This window comes from Halomonas sp. B23F22_3, assembly GCF_043496965.1.
GTDB lineage: Bacteria > Pseudomonadota > Gammaproteobacteria > Pseudomonadales > Halomonadaceae > Halomonas.
Window position 1 is genome coordinate 657,884 of the sequence record NZ_JBIEKG010000001.1, and the last position, 15,476, is coordinate 673,359.

Annotated in this window: 16 protein-coding genes; 10 read left to right on the forward strand and 6 right to left on the reverse strand. The window is 71.6% G+C overall.

Features of this window, described 5'->3' with window-relative positions; translation table 11 throughout:
* Nucleotides 1–17: 17 nt before the first annotated feature.
* The 5 genes from hisS to ACGTNG_RS02970 all read left to right on the forward strand — a co-directional run bounded on the left by hisS (nucleotide 18) and on the right by ACGTNG_RS02970 (nucleotide 5,376).
* A complete protein-coding gene (gene hisS / locus ACGTNG_RS02950) occupies nucleotides 18–1,331 on the forward strand; it encodes a histidine--tRNA ligase (RefSeq protein WP_394575380.1) in 1,314 nt (437 codons plus the stop codon).
* 28 nt (nucleotides 1,332–1,359) lie between these two features.
* Complete coding sequence (locus ACGTNG_RS02955; RefSeq protein ID WP_394575381.1) at nucleotides 1,360–2,016, forward strand: YfgM family protein; 657 nt, start codon at nucleotides 1,360–1,362, stop codon at nucleotides 2,014–2,016.
* Nucleotides 2,013–3,161 carry an outer membrane protein assembly factor BamB gene (gene bamB / locus ACGTNG_RS02960; protein WP_394575382.1) on the forward strand — a complete coding sequence of 383 codons (1,149 nt, stop codon included), beginning with the start codon at nucleotides 2,013–2,015 and terminating at the stop codon, nucleotides 3,159–3,161. Before ACGTNG_RS02955 ends, bamB begins: the two co-directional genes overlap by 4 nt.
* On the forward strand, nucleotides 3,158–4,561 hold the full coding sequence (gene der, locus ACGTNG_RS02965; protein WP_394575383.1) for a ribosome biogenesis GTPase Der: 1,404 nt from the start codon (nucleotides 3,158–3,160) through the stop codon (nucleotides 4,559–4,561). The genes bamB and der overlap by 4 nt, the downstream gene beginning before the upstream one ends.
* Nucleotides 4,562–4,755: 194 nt before the next feature.
* On the forward strand, nucleotides 4,756–5,376 hold the full coding sequence (locus tag ACGTNG_RS02970; RefSeq protein ID WP_394575384.1) for a hypothetical protein: 621 nt from the start codon (nucleotides 4,756–4,758) through the stop codon (nucleotides 5,374–5,376).
* Between the two features lie 142 nt (nucleotides 5,377–5,518).
* Here ACGTNG_RS02970 and ACGTNG_RS02975 read toward each other — a convergent pair whose 3' ends face one another.
* Nucleotides 5,519–6,385: an ATP-binding protein gene (locus ACGTNG_RS02975; protein ID WP_394575385.1), complete on the reverse strand. Its 867-nt coding sequence runs from the start codon at nucleotides 6,383–6,385 to the stop codon at nucleotides 5,519–5,521.
* A gap of 132 nt (nucleotides 6,386–6,517) precedes the next feature.
* Here ACGTNG_RS02975 and ACGTNG_RS02980 point away from each other — a divergent pair, with 132 nt between their 5' ends.
* Nucleotides 6,518–7,318 carry a M48 family metallopeptidase gene (locus ACGTNG_RS02980; protein WP_394575386.1) on the forward strand — a complete coding sequence of 267 codons (801 nt, stop codon included), beginning with the start codon at nucleotides 6,518–6,520 and terminating at the stop codon, nucleotides 7,316–7,318.
* A gap of 17 nt (nucleotides 7,319–7,335) precedes the next feature.
* Nucleotides 7,336–7,596, forward strand: a complete 261-nt coding sequence (locus tag ACGTNG_RS02985) for a hypothetical protein (RefSeq protein ID WP_394575387.1) — start codon at nucleotides 7,336–7,338, stop codon at nucleotides 7,594–7,596.
* A 63-nt stretch (nucleotides 7,597–7,659) separates the two neighbouring features.
* Here ACGTNG_RS02985 and aroE read toward each other — a convergent pair whose 3' ends face one another.
* Genes aroE through ACGTNG_RS03010 form a run of 5 tightly spaced genes read right to left on the reverse strand, consistent with a single transcriptional unit; the run spans nucleotide 7,660 to nucleotide 12,330 of the window.
* On the reverse strand, nucleotides 7,660–8,472 hold the full coding sequence (aroE, locus tag ACGTNG_RS02990) for a shikimate dehydrogenase (RefSeq protein ID WP_394575388.1): 813 nt from the start codon (nucleotides 8,470–8,472) through the stop codon (nucleotides 7,660–7,662).
* Nucleotides 8,469–9,398 (reverse strand): oxygen-dependent coproporphyrinogen oxidase, encoded by a 930-nt coding sequence (gene hemF / locus ACGTNG_RS02995; protein ID WP_394575389.1) that lies wholly within the window; start codon nucleotides 9,396–9,398, stop codon nucleotides 8,469–8,471. Before hemF ends, aroE begins: the two co-directional genes overlap by 4 nt.
* A gap of 31 nt (nucleotides 9,399–9,429) precedes the next feature.
* Nucleotides 9,430–9,987, reverse strand: a complete 558-nt coding sequence (gene tsaC / locus ACGTNG_RS03000) for an L-threonylcarbamoyladenylate synthase type 1 TsaC (RefSeq protein ID WP_394575391.1) — start codon at nucleotides 9,985–9,987, stop codon at nucleotides 9,430–9,432.
* 58 nt (nucleotides 9,988–10,045) lie between these two features.
* The gene (gene dprA, locus ACGTNG_RS03005; protein WP_394575394.1) at nucleotides 10,046–11,179 is read right to left on the reverse strand and encodes a DNA-processing protein DprA; all 1,134 of its coding nucleotides are present in this window, start codon (nucleotides 11,177–11,179) and stop codon (nucleotides 10,046–10,048) included.
* 47 nt (nucleotides 11,180–11,226) lie between these two features.
* Entirely contained in the window at nucleotides 11,227–12,330 is a 1,104-nt protein-coding gene (locus tag ACGTNG_RS03010; protein WP_394575395.1) for a LysM peptidoglycan-binding domain-containing protein, read from the reverse strand.
* 170 nt (nucleotides 12,331–12,500) lie between these two features.
* Between ACGTNG_RS03010 and def the strand changes: the two genes are divergently transcribed.
* From def to rsmB, 3 genes are all read left to right on the forward strand, one after another.
* Nucleotides 12,501–13,013: a peptide deformylase gene (gene def, locus ACGTNG_RS03015; protein WP_394575396.1), complete on the forward strand. Its 513-nt coding sequence runs from the start codon at nucleotides 12,501–12,503 to the stop codon at nucleotides 13,011–13,013.
* A 121-nt stretch (nucleotides 13,014–13,134) separates the two neighbouring features.
* Entirely contained in the window at nucleotides 13,135–14,124 is a 990-nt protein-coding gene (gene fmt, locus ACGTNG_RS03020) for a methionyl-tRNA formyltransferase (RefSeq protein ID WP_394575397.1), read from the forward strand.
* Complete coding sequence (gene rsmB, locus ACGTNG_RS03025) at nucleotides 14,121–15,473, forward strand: 16S rRNA (cytosine(967)-C(5))-methyltransferase RsmB (RefSeq protein ID WP_394575399.1); 1,353 nt, start codon at nucleotides 14,121–14,123, stop codon at nucleotides 15,471–15,473. Before fmt ends, rsmB begins: the two co-directional genes overlap by 4 nt.
* The last annotated feature ends 3 nt before the right edge of the window (nucleotides 15,474–15,476 follow it).

The following is a 15,476-nucleotide window of genomic DNA, read 5'->3' on the forward strand; positions in this document are numbered from 1 at the left end:
CCCACAAGGAGCAAGCAGTGAGCAAGTCCGACACGAATCAGAAGAAGATCCAGGCCATTCGTGGCATGAACGACCTGCTGCCCGAGCAGTCCCCGCTCTGGCAGTACTTCGAGGGCCAGGTGCGCGCGCTGATGGGCCGCTACGGCTATGACGAGATCCGCACCCCGGTCGTCGAGCAGACCGCGCTGTTCAAGCGCTCCATCGGCGAGGTCACCGACATCGTCGAGAAGGAGATGTACACCTTCAACGACCGCAACGGCGACAGCCTGACGCTGCGCCCCGAGGGCACGGCGAGCTGCGTGCGTGCCGCCATGGAGCATGGCCTGCTGCACAACCAGACCCAGCGGCTGTGGTACCAGGGGCCGATGTTCCGCCACGAGCGTCCCCAGAAGGGCCGCTATCGCCAGTTCCACCAGATCGGCGTGGAGACCTTCGGCCTCGAGGGGCCGGACATCGACGCCGAGGTGATCCTGCTCTCGGCGCGCCTGTGGCAGCAGCTCGGCCTCGACCAGCACGTCACCCTGGAGCTCAACTCGCTGGGCTCTTCCGAGGCCCGCGCCGCCTATCGCGACCTGCTGGTGGCCTACTTCGAGCAGCACGCCGAGGCGCTGGACGAGGACTCGCAGCGTCGCCTGGGCAGCAACCCGATGCGCATCCTCGATTCCAAGAACCCGGCGATGGCCGAGGTGATCGAGGGCGCGCCCAAGCTGATGGATCACCTCGACGAGGCATCCCGCGAGCACTTCGAGCGACTCTGCGCGATGCTCGACGCCGCCGGCATCGCCTACGTGATCAACCCGCGGCTGGTACGCGGCCTGGACTACTACGGCCGCACCGTCTTCGAGTGGACCACCACCGCGCTGGGCAGCCAGGGCACGGTCTGTGCCGGCGGCCGCTACGACGGCCTGGTCGAGCAGCTCGGCGGCAAGCCGACCCCGGCGGTGGGCTTCGCCATGGGCATCGAGCGGCTGATCCTGCTGCTCGAGACCCTCGAGCTCGTGCCCGCCGAGGCCCGCGGCGCGCTGGACGTCTACCTGCTGCCCATGGACGAGGCCGCCACCGGCCCGGCCCTGCTGCTCGGCGAGCGCCTGCGCGAGGCGCTGCCCGAGCTGCGCGCCCAGCTGCACTGCGGCGGCGGCAGCTTCAAGAGCCGCATGAAGAAGGCCGACAAGAGCGGCGCCCGCCTGGCCCTGCTGCTCGGCGAGGACGAGCTGGCCGAGGGCAGCGTGACCCTGAAGTTCCTTCGCGAGGAGCGCGAACAGCAGCGCCTGCCCCGGGCCGAACTCGTCGACACCCTGACATCCCTGCTGAACGGCGAAACGCTCGCCTGACGGACACCCGCATCAAAGGAGACCGCCCGTGGCGGAGCTGAGAACCGAGGAAGAACAGCTTGAGGCCATCAAGCGCTGGTGGAAGGAGAACGGCACCTCGCTGATCGCCGGCGCCGCCATCGCGGCGGCCGGCGTGTTCGGCTGGAACGCCTGGCAGGACTACCAGGCCGGCCAGGGCGAGGCCGCCTCGCTGCGCTACCAGCAGCTGGTCGAGCTCACCGGCCAGGACGAGCTGGGCGACGACGCCCGGCGTCGCGCCGAGGAGCTGGTGACCGAGATCACCGACGAGCACGGCACGACCCTCTACGCCGACCTGGCCCGCCTGCTCGACGCCCGCCTGGCCGTCGAGGCGGACGACCGGTCGCGCGCCCGCGCCGCCCTGGAGGCGGTGATCGAGGAGAGCGAGCGCGGCTATCTCGAGGGCCTCGCGCGCCTGCGCCTGGCCCGCCTGCAGCTCGTCGAGGGCGAGGCCGAGACCGCCCTGACCACCCTGGAGGGCGTGCCCGAGGCCCTGGCGGCGCAGCGCGCCGAGGTCGTCGGCGATGCCCAGCATGCCCTGGGACGCGTCGACCAGGCGCGTCAGGCCTGGCAGGAGGCCCTCTCCCTCGCCGAGCAGCACAATCAACCGCTCTACGGCGTCCAGCTCAAGCTGGATGACCTCGGCACCGAGGAGGCCATCCTATGAGACCCACCCTGCTGATCGCCGCCGGCGCGGCCCTGGCCGTGCTGGCCGGCTGCGCCGGGACCCCCGAGCCCGAGTACGCCCCGCGCGAGCTCACCGACATCGCGGCCACCACCGAGCTGGACACCCTGTGGAGCGAGCGCGTCGGCAAGGGGCTCGGCGATGCCGGCTACCCCGTGGCGCCCGCCCAGGACGGCGACACCCTGTTCGCCGCCGACGGTCGCGGGCTGATCGAGGCCCTGGACGCCAACACCGGCGAGACCCGCTGGGAGGTCGTGCTCGATAGCGCGGTCTCCAGCGGCCTGACCGCGGTGGCCGACAGCCTCTTCCTGGCCACCCGCAACGGCGAGGTGCTCTCCCTCGACCAGGCCGACGGCCGCATCCAGTGGCGCGCCCGGGTCACCAGCGAGGTGCTCGCCGCGCCCCAGGCCAGCCGCGAACTGCTCGTGGTGCAGGCCGTCGACGGACGCGTCACGGCGCTGGATCGCGAGAGCGGCGACGAGCGCTGGGTCTACAGCGGCCCGCGCGCCTCGCTGAGCCTGCGCGGCACCGGCACGCCCACGGTGATCGATCAGGTGACCTTCGCCGGCTTCGCCAACGGCCGCCTGGTGACCCTGGACAACCGCAGCGGCCAGCCGCTGTGGGATCGCCGCATCGCCGTGCCCCAGGGGCAAAGCGAGATCGACCGCCTGGTCGACCTCGCCGGTCAGCCGGTCCTGACCCAGGATGGCCGCCTGTTCGTCACCAGCTACAACGGCCGCCTGGCCGCGCTGCAGGCCACTTCCGGCGAGGTGCTCTGGGCCCGGGAGCTCTCCAGCTACCTGACCCCGATCCTCGTGGGCGACTTCCTGTTCGTGGTCGACGAGGCCAGCCACGTCATCGCCGTGGACGCCGGCACCGGCGACGAGCTGTGGCGCAACGAGGCCCTCGAGGGGCGCTCGCTGACCGCCCCGGCCTTCGCCACCGACCACCTGGTGGTCGGCGACGGCGAGGGCTACCTGCACCTGCTCGATGCACGTGAGGGCGAGATCGTCGGCCGCACCCGCATCGACGGTTCGGGCCTCAGCGTGCGCCCGCTCACCGATCGTCGCCGCGTCTACGCGCTGGCCGACGACGGCACCCTGGACGCCCTGGAGCTTCGCCCATGACCCCGGTGATCGCCCTGGTCGGCCGTCCCAACGTCGGCAAATCGACCCTCTTCAACCGCCTGACCCGCTCGCGGGACGCCCTGGTGGCCGACTTCCCGGGCCTGACCCGTGACCGCAAGTACGGCAACGGCATGCTCGGCGACAAGGCCTACACGGTGATCGACACCGGTGGCATCAGCGGCGACGAGGAGGGCATCGACGCGGCCATGGCCGAGCAGTCGCTGGCCGCCATCGACGAGGCCGACATCGTGCTGTTCCTGGTCGACGCCCGGGCCGGGTTGAACGTCGCCGACGAGGCCATCGCCAACCACCTGCGGGTCAACCAGAAGAAGACCTGGCTGGTGGTCAACAAGGTCGACGGCCTGGAAGAGCACAGCGCCATGGCCGACTTCTGGCAGCTGGGGCTGGGCGACCCCCACGCCATCGCCGCCGCCCACGGACGCAACGTCACCACGCTGATCGAGGAGGTGCTCACGCCCTTCCCGGCCCGCGACGAGAGCATCCCCGCCGACACCGGCACCAAGGGCATCCGCATCGGCGTCATCGGTCGCCCCAACGTGGGCAAGTCGACCCTGGTCAACCGCCTGCTCGGCGAGGAGCGGGTGGTGGTCTTCGACGAGGCCGGCACCACCCGCGACGCCATCGAGATCCCCTTCGAGCGCCGCGGCAAGCCCTACGTGCTGGTGGATACCGCCGGGGTGCGGCGCCGCAGGAGCGTGCGAGAGAGCTACGAGAAGTTCTCGATCATCAAGACCCTGGAGGCGATCAAGGAGTGCCATGTCGCCATCATGGTGCTGGATGCCCGCACGGGGCTGGTCGAGCAGGACCTGCACCTGCTCGACTACGTGCTGACCAGCGGCCGTGCCCTGGTGCTCGCGGTCAACAAGTGGGACGGCCTGGAGAGCGAGGCCAAGGAGAAGATGCGCGCCGAGATCAAGCGCCGCCTGGGCTTCGCCGACTATGCCGACCTGCACTTCATCTCGGCGCTGCACGGCACCGGGGTGGGCGACCTCTACCCCTCCATCGAGCGTGCCTTCGCCTCGGCCAACTGCCACTGGTCGACCAACCGCCTGACCTCGATCCTGCAGGACGCGGTGGAGCAGCACCAGCCGCCCATGGTCCACGGCCGGCGCATCAAGCTGCGCATGGCCCACCAGGGCGGCAGCAACCCGCCGATCATCGTGGTCCACGGCAACCAGACGAGCTCGCTGCCCGAGGCCTACAAGCGCTACCTGACCAACACCTTCCGCAAGGTGCTCAAGGTGCGCGGCACGCCGATGCGTTTCGAGTTCCGCTCCGGTGACAACCCCTACGACAACATGGCGGGGGCCAGCGACCGGGAGAAGGCCAAGAAGCGTGAGCTGGGCCGCACCAAGGAGGCACGCAAGAGCCGCCGCTGAGCCCTGGCGCCGTTCTCCGATCCTGCCGCCGCCCGGTCCGTCATCGCCGACGGGCCGGGCGGTGTCGGTTGGGGCCGACAGGTCCGCTTCCGAGACGCGCAGAGAGGGGCGCCGATGCCTTGACGCGGCGCGCCGCTGGCCCTGAAATACGCCTCCGCGCTGCACTGCAGCACCGCTCTTCCGGAGGACCCCCGATGCGTTTTCGCCCCCTCGTGCGCCGCTGGCGCCTGCTCGCCCCGCTCTGCCTGGCCGCCCTGCTCGGCGGCTGCCTGGCGCTCCCTCAGACCGGCCTGTTCGCCTTCCGCCTGGCGGTGACCTCGCTGGGCGTTGAGGAGGTGCGCATCGGCCCGCTCGCCGTGGATGCGCGCCTCGATACCAGCGACCTGACCTCGCTGATCGCCTCCGGCCTCGGCGCCGGCAGCCTGCCGGTGCAGGCGACCCTGGCCATGGGCCTGGGCCTGCCGGTCGGCATGCCGCCGGTGGAGATGTCCGGCTTCCGCTGGAGCCTGGACATGCCCGGCGTGGAGCCGGTGAGCGGCGACTACGAGGAGCAGGTCACCCTCACCTCGGACGATGATGCCAAGCTGCGCCTTCCGGTGGCCTTCGACCTGCTGGGCGGCGACCGCGAGCGCCTGGCCCCGATGGTGGAGCTGGCCCAACAGCTGGCGCGCCAGGGCGAGCTGCCCGCCGGCAGCGAGCTTTCCATCACCCCCGGGGATCTGAGCGGGCTCGGCATGACCCTGCCCGCCGGGCTGCTCACCCCCACCGTCCGCCTCGGCGTGGGCGAGGACGGCAGCCTGATACCCCAGGGCTAATCCTTCATCGACGCCGGAGTGGAGCGCCGGAGACAGGTCGCAGAGGGGGTCCTACGCCAGGGATGGCGTCGGTAGCGCCCAGGGAGGGGTTCACAGCGCCCCCTCGGAGTCCTGTCTGCGGCACAGCTCCCTTGCGGCAGTGCTACGCCCCGTGCAGACGCCGGCGCCCCACCCACTGGGTGGCGAACTGCCAGGCGCCCCGGCCACTGCGCCCGCCACGCAGGGTGGCGAAGCGGATCGCCTCGGCCCGGGCGTCGGCGTTCCAGTCCTCGCGGCCGCCCAGCTGGGTGACCCAGTGACAGCAGGCCTCCAGGTAGACATCCTGATTGAAGGGGTGAAAGCCCAGCCACAGCCCGAAGCGGTCGGAGAGCGAGATCTTCTCCTCGACGGCATCGCCGTGATGCAGCTCGTCGCCCACCAGGCGCGAGGCGTCGTTGTCGCCCATCGACTCCGGCAGCAGGTGGCGACGGTTGGAGGTGGCATAGAGCAGCACGTTGGGCGGCGGCCCGGTCAGGGCGCCGTCGAGCACGCTCTTCAGCGCCTTGTAGGCGTCGTCGTGACCCTCGAAGGAGAGGTCGTCGCAGTAGACCACGAAGCGCTGGGGCTCGCGGCGCAACTGCTCCACCAAGGTCGGCAGCGCCGCGAGGTCGTGACGATCGACCTGCACCAGGCGCAGCCCCTCGTCGGCAAGGCCGTTCAGCAGGGCGCGGATCAGCGACGACTTGCCGCTGCCCCGCGAGCCCCACAGCAGGGCGTGGTTGGCCGGCAACCCCTGCAGGAAGGCGCGGGTGTTGTCGACCAGCGCGAGCTTCTGGCGCTCGATGCCCAGCAGGTCGTCGAGCCCCAGGGCGTCCCGTGGCGGCACCGGCAGCAGCCGGCCGCCGAGGGCATGGCGCTGCCAGAGCGCGGCGACGTCACGCGCCCAGTCGACCTCCTGGGGCGGCGGTGGCAGCCAGGGCTCTAGGTGGTCGAGCAGCGTGAGCAGGCGACGCGAGAGCTCGGCGTCCATGATGGTTCCTCCCTCTGTGCAAGGCGCGGTGTGTTCCGTTCCGGTTGACCTGACCGATGGTCGGGGTATCTTGTGGCGAACTTCGACGCCTCGTCCAGCGTCACAGTGAGCTGGACACCACAGGAGCCCATCATGCGCTGGACCCATTTGCTTGCCGTTGGCGCCCTGAGCGTCAGCCTCGCCGCCTGCACCACCTCGCCCACCGGCCGCTCGCAGCTCACGCTGCTCTCCGACGAGCAGCTCGATCAGATGGGCGCCCAGGCCTTCGCCCAGTACCAGCAGGAGCTGCCGACGGTGGGCGGCGCCCCACTGCGCTACGTGCAGTGCGTCACCGAGGCCGTGGTCCGCGCCTTGCCCGAGCGGGAGCGCAACCAGAACTGGCAGGTCAAGGTCTTCGCCTCCGAGCAGGCCAACGCCTTCGCGCTGCCCGGCGGCTACGTGGGCATCAATACCGGCCTGCTCGACGTGGCCCGCAACCAGGACCAGCTGGCCACGGTCATCGGCCACGAGATCGCCCACGTGCTGGCCCGCCACGCCAACGAGCGCGCCTCCACCGAGACCGCCACCCAGATCGGCCTGTCGGCGATCTCGTCGGCAGCCGGCCTGCAGGGCGCCGGCGGCGAGACCATGATGGCGGCGCTGGGCATGGGCGCCCAGTACGGCATCCTGCTGCCCTTCTCGCGGCGTCATGAAAGCGAGGCCGATACCCTAGGCCTGACGCTGATGGCCGATGCCGGCTTCGACCCGCGGGAGAGCGTCGCGCTGTGGAACAACATGAGCCAGGCCGGCGGCGCCAGCCCGCCGACCTGGCTCTCCACCCACCCGAGCCACGGCCAGCGCATCGGCGGCCTGGAAGCGGGCCTGGGCGAGGCCATGTCACGCTACGAGCAGGCCCGCCAGGCCGGCCGCACCCCCAACTGCCCACGACCCTGAAGGAACGCGCGACCCCCATGCTGAAGATCGGACTGCTGTTGCTGATACTGCCCATCCTGGTGTTGATGGGCGTCTACTTCCTCGAACTGGGGGACGTTCGGGACTGCCTGCTGCTCCAGGAGGGGCACTGGGACTACCGCGCTGGCGTCTGCCGCGAGACCGCCCAGCCCTTCGTACCCTGGGTCGACCGCCATCCCTGGCTGGTCAATGGCGGCATGCTGCTCTCGGTGGCCGGCATGGCGATGTGCATGGTGGGGCTGTACGTCAAGAAGCGCTGAGGGCGCTTCATAAAAGCCGCTGAGGGCTCTACGTGAAACGCCGCCAAGGGCGCCGCCCGGCGCTCAGAGCGCCCGGCGCAGCGCCTCGAGCACCGGAGCGGTGTCGGGGCGCTTGCCGCGCCACTGGAAGAACGACTCGGCGGCCTGCTCCACCAGCATGCCCAGGCCGTCGACGGGGCGCGCCCCGCGCTCGCTGGCCCAGCGCAGGAATACCGTGGGCGCGGCGCCATACATCATGTCGTGAGCCGTCGCCCCGGCGGCGAAGACGGCATCGGGCAGCGGCGGCAGGTCGCCGCCGAGGCTCGCACTGGTGCCGTTGATCACCAGATCGAAGGGACCTTCCACCGCGTCAAAGCCGCCGCCGACGATCGGCCCCAGGTCGCCGAAGTCCTCCGCCAGGGCCGCGGCCTTGACCGCGGTGCGGTTGGCGATCCGCACGCTTGCCGGCGCCTCGGCCAGCAGCGGCTCCAGCACCCCGCGCACCGCGCCGCCGGCGCCCAGCACCAGGATCCGCGCCCCGGCGAGACGCACCCCGTGACGCTTGAGGTCGCGCACCAGGCCGACGCCGTCGGTGGTGTCACCATACGTCAGCCCATTGCCGCCGAGGATCAGGGTGTTGACCGCGCCCGCGCGTCGGGCGCGCTCGCTCAGGGTGTCGCAGAGCGTGAAGGCCTCCTCCTTGAAGGGCACGGTGACGTTGGCCCCGCGCCCGCCCTCGGCGACAAAGGCGCGCCAGGCGCCGGCGAAGTCGTCCAGGGGCGCCTCGATGGCGGTGTACGCCAGGCGCTCGCCGGTCTGCTCGGCGAAGGCCTGGTGGATGGCCGGCGACTTCGAATGGCCGACCGGGTGGCCGAAGACGCAGTAGCGATCGATCATGGGGTCTCCTCGCGGGCGGCCTCGCCCAGCCAGTCACGGGGCTGTAGATAATCGTCGAGCGCCGCCTCGGGACTGTCCGGCTCCGGGCGCCAGTCGTAGATCCAGCGCGCCAGCGGCGGCATCGACATCAGGATCGACTCGGTGCGACCGCCGCTCTGCAGGCCGAACAGCGTGCCGCGGTCCCACACCAGGTTGAACTCCACGTAGCGGCCGCGGCGATAGAGCTGGAAGTCGCGCTCGCGCTCGCCGAAGGGCGTGTCGCGACGCCGCCGAACGATGGGCAGGTAGGCGTCGAGGAAGCTGTCGCCGACGGCGCGCTGAAAGGCGAAGCTCGCCTCGAAGCCCTCCTCGTTGAGGTCGTCGAAGAAGAGCCCGCCGACCCCGCGCGTCTCGTCGCGATGCTTCAGGGTGAAGTAGTCGTCGCACCACGCCTTGTAGCGCGGATAGACCGCCTCGCCGAAGGGCGCACAGGCGTCGCGAGCCACGCGGTGCCAGTGCACCACGTCCTCGAACACCGGGTAGTAGGGGGTCAGGTCGTAGCCGCCGCCGAACCACCACACCGGCGCCTCGCCCTCCTTCTCGGCGATGAAGAAGCGCACGTTGCCGTGGCTGGTCGGCACGTGGGGGTTCTCCGGGTGCAGCACCCAGGAGACCCCTACCGCGTGGAAGCTGCGCCCGACGAGCTCCGGGCGCGCCGCGGTGGCCGAGGGCGGCAGGCGCGTGCCGAACACGTGGGAAAAGTTGACGCCGCCCTTCTCGAAGAGTCGGCCCTGCTCGATCACCCGGGAGCGGCCGCCGCCGCCCTCCTCGCGCTGCCAGCTATCCTCGCGGAAGCTGCCGCCATCCTCGGCGGCCAGGGCCGTGCAGAGGCGATCCTGCAGGTCGAGCAGGTAGGTCTTGACGTCATCGAGATGGGCGTGGGCCAACGGTGCCTCCAGGGGGTAAATCGGGGATGGTTCAGGAACGCAGGACCCGGCCGGTCACCAGGTCGCGGATGGTGCTGGGACGCTCGAGACCGCCGAGCGCACCCTCGAGGACGGCATCGAGCTCGTCGCCGAAGACACGGCGGATCTCGTCGGCGCTCATCGCCGGCGCCTCACCGGCGCGGTTGGCCGAGGTCGAGACCACCGGGCCGCCGACGGCCTCGCACAGGGCGATGACCCCCGGATGGTCGCTGACGCGCAGCGCCACGCGATCATGGTCGCCGCGCACCAGGGCGTGGGCCCGGCCGTTGTCGGGCACCAGCCAGGTCGTGGGCCCCGGCCAGCTCGCCGCAAGCGTCGCGCGCTGCGCCGCCGCCAGTCCCTCGAGCCAAGGGGCGAACTGCGCGATGCTCGCGGCCACCAGGATCACGCCCTTGGCCGGTTCGCGCGCCTTGAGGCGCAGCAGGCGCTCAAGCGCCGCCGCGTCGTCGGGATCACAGCCAAGGCCCCAGACGGCCTCGGTGGGGTAGGCGATCACGCCGCCGGCCTTCAGGGCGGCGACGGCATCGGCAAGCGCGCTGGCGTCGTTCATCGGTCTCCTCGGCTCGGCGTTCGATGCCGCGAGGCGGCATCCGGGAAGGCGTATGCTATCACGCTCCCGAGCGGGTCGGCAGGCGCACCCAGCCGCCCGCGGCCTGGGTCGCGACGCCCTCGAGCTCGAGTTCCAGCAGGCCGCGCTGGCAGTCGGCGACGCCGCGGCCGGTCAGCGAGACCAGAGCATCCACGGGGGTAGGGGTATCGCTCAGCCAGCGCAGCAGCGAGTCCTCCCCGGATTCGAGCGGGTCGGACGATGCGGCGGGGTCGGCGGCGCCCTCCATGGCATTCCCCGTGGCACCCTCGATGGCATTCTCCATGGCCCAATGAGTCAGCTCGGCGAGGATGTCATCGACCTGGCGCACCAGCACGGCGCCGTCGCGGATCAGCTGCAGGCAGCCCCGCGCCATGGGGTTGTGGATGGAGCCGGGCAGGGCGAAGACCTCGCGGTTCTGCTCCAGGGCCAGGCGGGCGCTGACCAGCGAGCCGCTCTTCTCGGCGGCCTCGACCACCAGCACCCCGAGCGAGAGCCCGGTGACGATGCGATTGCGCCGCGGGAAGAAGCCGGCCCGCGCCCGGGTACCGGGGGGATGCTCGGAGAGCAGCAGCCCGCCGGTCTCCTGCAGCCGCCGATGCAGGCGGTGATGACGCGGCGGGTAGACCACGTCGACGCCGCAGCCGAGCACCGCGATGCTGGTGCCGCCGGCCTCCAGGGCGGCCTGCTGGGCGGCGGCATCGATGCCCAGTGCCATGCCGCTGACCACGCACCAGCCGCGTCCGGCGAGTTCCCTGGCGAAGCCGGCGGCGTTGGTGAGCCCCTCGCGGGTGGAACGCCGCGAGCCGACCACGGCGAGTCGCGGCGGCGTGAGCGCGGCGAGATCGCCCATCGCCCAGAGCACCGGCGGCGGATCGGCGATCTGGTCGAGCAGTCTCGGCCAGCGAGGGTGGCCCGGATGGAGCAGGTGCCGGGCGGGCCCGGCGGCGAGCCAGGCCTCGTCGGCGTCGAGTTCGGCGGTGAGGGGACTGCGCGCGGGATGATCGAGCCACAGCCGCAGGGCCGTGGCGGCCTCCCGCGGCAGCGCGGCCAGCACGCCCGCCGGCCAGTCGGGACGCGCCGCCAGCAGCTCGCCGAGCCGCCGCGACCCGATGCCGGGCAGCCGGGCCAGGGCGCGCCACTCGCGCGACTGCATCTCGTGAGCCTGCACGGTGCGTCAGGGCCGCAACGCGGCCGCCGCCCCTAGCGCCGCGCCGTGTCCAGCCGGCGCTCGGGGCTGTGGATGCGATCGCCCACCGAGAGCGTGCGGTTGGCCTCCATCACCAGCCCATAGCTCATCTTCTCGTAGGGCCGGAAGACCATCACCAGGCCGGCATCCTCGCCGGGCAGGCGCAGCGGCTCGCCGGTGCGCGGGTCATCGACCAGCTCGCCCTGCCGCTCGACCCTCAGCACGTGCCCGGTTTCCAGGCCGTCGCGGCGACCGCGATCGAGTGCCACCACCTGCAGCGGCCCGATGAAGCGCACGCCGCCCGGCACCGCCAGGATACGGCCATCGATCTCGTGGTCCGGCGCCCGGGGGAAGAACTCGGTCACCAGGCGGCGATCCTCGAGGGGCAGCGCGATGTCGTCGTCGCGGACCTCCTGGCGGGAGGCGGTCACCTCCATCACCACGATGTCGTCCTCCTGGCGCAGCCGGCGCGCCTCGCCGACGCTCTCGAGCTCGAGGCCCAGCGACTCGCCGGTGGCGCTGTCGACGTACTGCTCGCCGACCCGGTAGAGGCCGACGCGCCCGCCGCCCTCGACGCGACCGCGGGCGTAGAGGCGATCGCCGCGGCCGCTGACCAGCCGGCCGTCGTCCCCGGCGACCACGTAGGCCAGCTCGTCCAGCGCCTCCGGGTCCTCGATCACGCGATGATCGCGCAGGAAGTGGCGCACGGCGTCCAGCGGGATCGGCTCGATGGCCTCGCGGTGCGACGAGGTGCGCACCTTCGGCGACAGCCGCACCACGCCCTGGCCGCGCTCCAGGCCGAGGCAGGGCCGGCCGTTGCAGTCATAGAGGTAGACGATGTCGCCGGGATAGATCAGGTGGGGGTTCTCGATCTGCGGGTTGACCTGCCAGACCTCGGGCCACTGCCAGGGGTGGCGCAGGAAGCGACCGGAGATGTCCCACAGGGTGTCGCCCTTCACCACGGTGTAGCGATCCGGGGCATCGCCCCTCAGGCCGTCGTCCCAGGAGAGCCCCTGCGCCTGGACCAGGGGCAGCCCGAGCATTCCGCCCACCAGCACGACGCCGAACCCCACCTTCAGGCGCCGACACCAGCGCACTGCGCATCCTGTCTGTTTCATCCCTGCTCTCCCCGGGTTGCTGGCCCCACGCCTGTCGCCCATGGAACGATGGCGACGTGTTATAGTCATAGGCTTTCGATGTGATGCACGTTCGACGGTGTCGCCGCTGATCGCGCCCTTCTAGAATAGTGTCATCTTGTAAATGACAGCATAACGGTGATTCCAACGCCATGGCCAAATTACCCATCCTCGAATTTCCCGACGAGCGGCTGCGCACCGTGGCCACGCCGGTCGAGACGGTCGACGACGAGGTGCGCCGCCTGGTCGACGACATGCTCGAGACCATGTACGACGCCAGCGGCATCGGACTCGCCGCGACCCAGGTGGACGTCCACCGCCGGGTCATCGTCATGGACGTCAGCGACGACCGCTCGAGCCCGCTGGTGCTCATCAACCCCGAGTACACGCCCATCGGCGACGAGCGCGACCCGATGCAGGAGGGGTGCCTGTCGATCCCCGAGTACTACGCCGAGGTCCCGCGCGCCCTGAAGGTGCACCTGAAGGCCCTGGACCGTGACGGCCAGCCCTACGAGCTCGAGGCCGAGGGGCTGCTCGCCCACTGCATCCAGCACGAGTACGATCACCTGGAGGGGGTGCTCTTCGTCGACTACCTCTCGCCGCTCAAGCGCGACCGGGTGATGAAGAAGATGCAGAAGCGCCACAAGCAGCTGCAACCCGCCTGACCCCGGGGCCGCCCGGCACTGTCCAGACGCCCTCGAAGGCCGACGTTTGCACGTCGGCCTTCGTCGTTTCCGGTCGCCTCCGTTATCATGAGGACCATCGCCCACTGGCAAGGCCCTCAACATGTCCCGACCCCTGCGCGTCATCTTCGCCGGCACCCCCGACTTCGCCGCCGAGAGCCTGTCGGCGCTGCTGGCGAGCCGTCATGACGTCGTCGCCGTCTATACCCAGCCTGACCGTCCCGCGGGCCGCGGCCGCAAGCTGACCCCGAGCCCGGTCAAGGCGCTGGCGCTGCATCACGACCTGCCGGTCCATCAGCCCGCGACCCTCAAGGCTCCCGAGGCGCAGGCCGAACTGGCGGCCCTCGAGGCCGACATCGTGGTGGTGGTGGCCTACGGCCTCATCCTGCCCCAGGCCGTGCTCGACATCCCCCCGCAGGGCTGTCTCAACGTGCACGCCTCGCTGCTGCCCCGCTGGCGCGGGGCCGCGCCCATCCAGCGGGCCATCGAGGCCGGCGATGACGAGAGCGGCGTGACCATCATGCAGATGGACGCCGGCCTGGATACCGGCGACATGCTGCTGATCAAGCGCACGCCGATCACCGCCACCACCACCGGCGGCGAGCTCCACGACACCCTGGCGAGCCTCGGCGGCGAGGCACTGGTCGAGGCCCTGGAGGCGCTGGCCGGCGAGGGACTCGCCGCCACGCCCCAGCCCGAGGAGGGCGTCACCTACGCCGCCAAGCTCTCCAAGGCCGAGGCGGAGCTCGACTTTTGCCGCCCGGCCGAGGAGCTGGCCGCACGGATCCGCGCCTTCAATCCCTGGCCGGTGGCCTGGTGCGCGCTGGACGACGACCGCCTGCGCCTGCTGATGGCCCACGGCGAGCCCCCGGCGCCGGACGCCACTCCGGCCCGCCCCGGCACCCTGCTCGCGCCCTCGGCCGACGAACTGCGCATCGCCTGCGGCGAGGATGGCGATCAGGTGCTGGCGGTGAGCCGCGCCCAGCTCCCCGGTGGCAAGGCCATGGCGGTGCGCGAGCTGCTCAAGGCCCGCGCCGAGCGATTCCCCCCCGGCACCCGACTGGGCCACCACGACGAGGAGAGCCCGGCATGAGCCAGCAGACGCACGCCCCCCACGGCCGGGAGAGCCGCCGCGACAACGGCCTGGCCGTCCGCGCCGCCGCCGCCCGCGCCCTCGCCCCGGTGATCACCAGCAAGGGCTCGCTCACCGGCCTCGACGACCACCAGGTGGTCGCCCGGGACCGCGCCCTGTTCAAGGCACTCTGCTACGGCACCTGCCGCACCCTGCCGAGGCTCGAGGCGCTGGCCAACACGCTGCTGGCCAAGCCGTTCAAGGCCCGTGACGCCGATGTCCAGGCGCTGCTGCTGCTCGGCATCTACCAGCAGCTCTACCTGCGCATCCCGGTGCATGCCGCCGTGGGCGAGACCGCCGGCGCCGCGCGCCTGCTCGGCAAGGAGTGGGCCACCCGGGTGCTGAACGGCTGCCTGCGACGCCTGCAGCGCGAGAGCGCCGAGCTCCAGGCCGAGGTGGACCGCGACCCGGCCGTGGCCCTGCTGCACCCCAAGTGGTGGCTCAAGACCCTGCGCCAGGCCTGGCCGAACGACTGGCAGGCGATCTGCGAGGCCAACAACCTGGCCGGCCCCATGACGCTGCGGGTCAACCGTCGCCACGGCGATCGGGAGATGTACCTGGACCGCCTCGACGGCGCCGGCATCCAGGCGCGCCTCTGCCTGCATGCCCCGGATGGCCTGATCCTCGAGACGCCGCGCGACGTCGAGACGCTGCCCGGCTTCGCCGAGGGCCACGTCAGCGTCCAGGACGAGGCGGCCCAGCTGGCCGCCGTACTGCTCGGCCCGTCGCTCGCCCCGCGCCCCGGCGCCCGGGTGCTGGATGCCTGCTGCGCCCCGGGCGGCAAGACCGCCCACCTGCTGGAGCTCTACGACCTCGACCTGCAGGCCATCGACAGCGACGACGTGCGCCTGGCCCGGGTCGAGGACACCCTCTCCCGGCTGGGCCTCGAGGCGACCCTGGCGGCGGGCGATGCCACCGCGCGCGACTGGTGGGACGGCACGCCCTTCGACGCCATCCTGCTCGACGCGCCCTGCTCCGGCAGCGGCGTGATCCGCCGCCACCCGGACATCAAGCGGCTGCGTCGCCCCTCGGACATCACCAAGCTGGCCGAGCTGCAGGCCCGCCTGCTCGACAACCTCTGGCCGCTGCTGGCCCCGGGCGGCACCCTGCTCTACGCCACCTGCTCGGTGCTGCCGGCGGAGAACGCCGAGCAGATCGACGCCTTCCTGGCGCGCACCCCCGACGCCGAGGTCACCATGCCGAGCGACCTGGGCTGGGGCCGCGCCTCGGGCGCCGGCCGCCAGCTGCTGCCCGAGCCCGACAGCCATGACGGCTTCTTCTATGCCAGACTGGGGAAGCGTCCCGGCTGACCG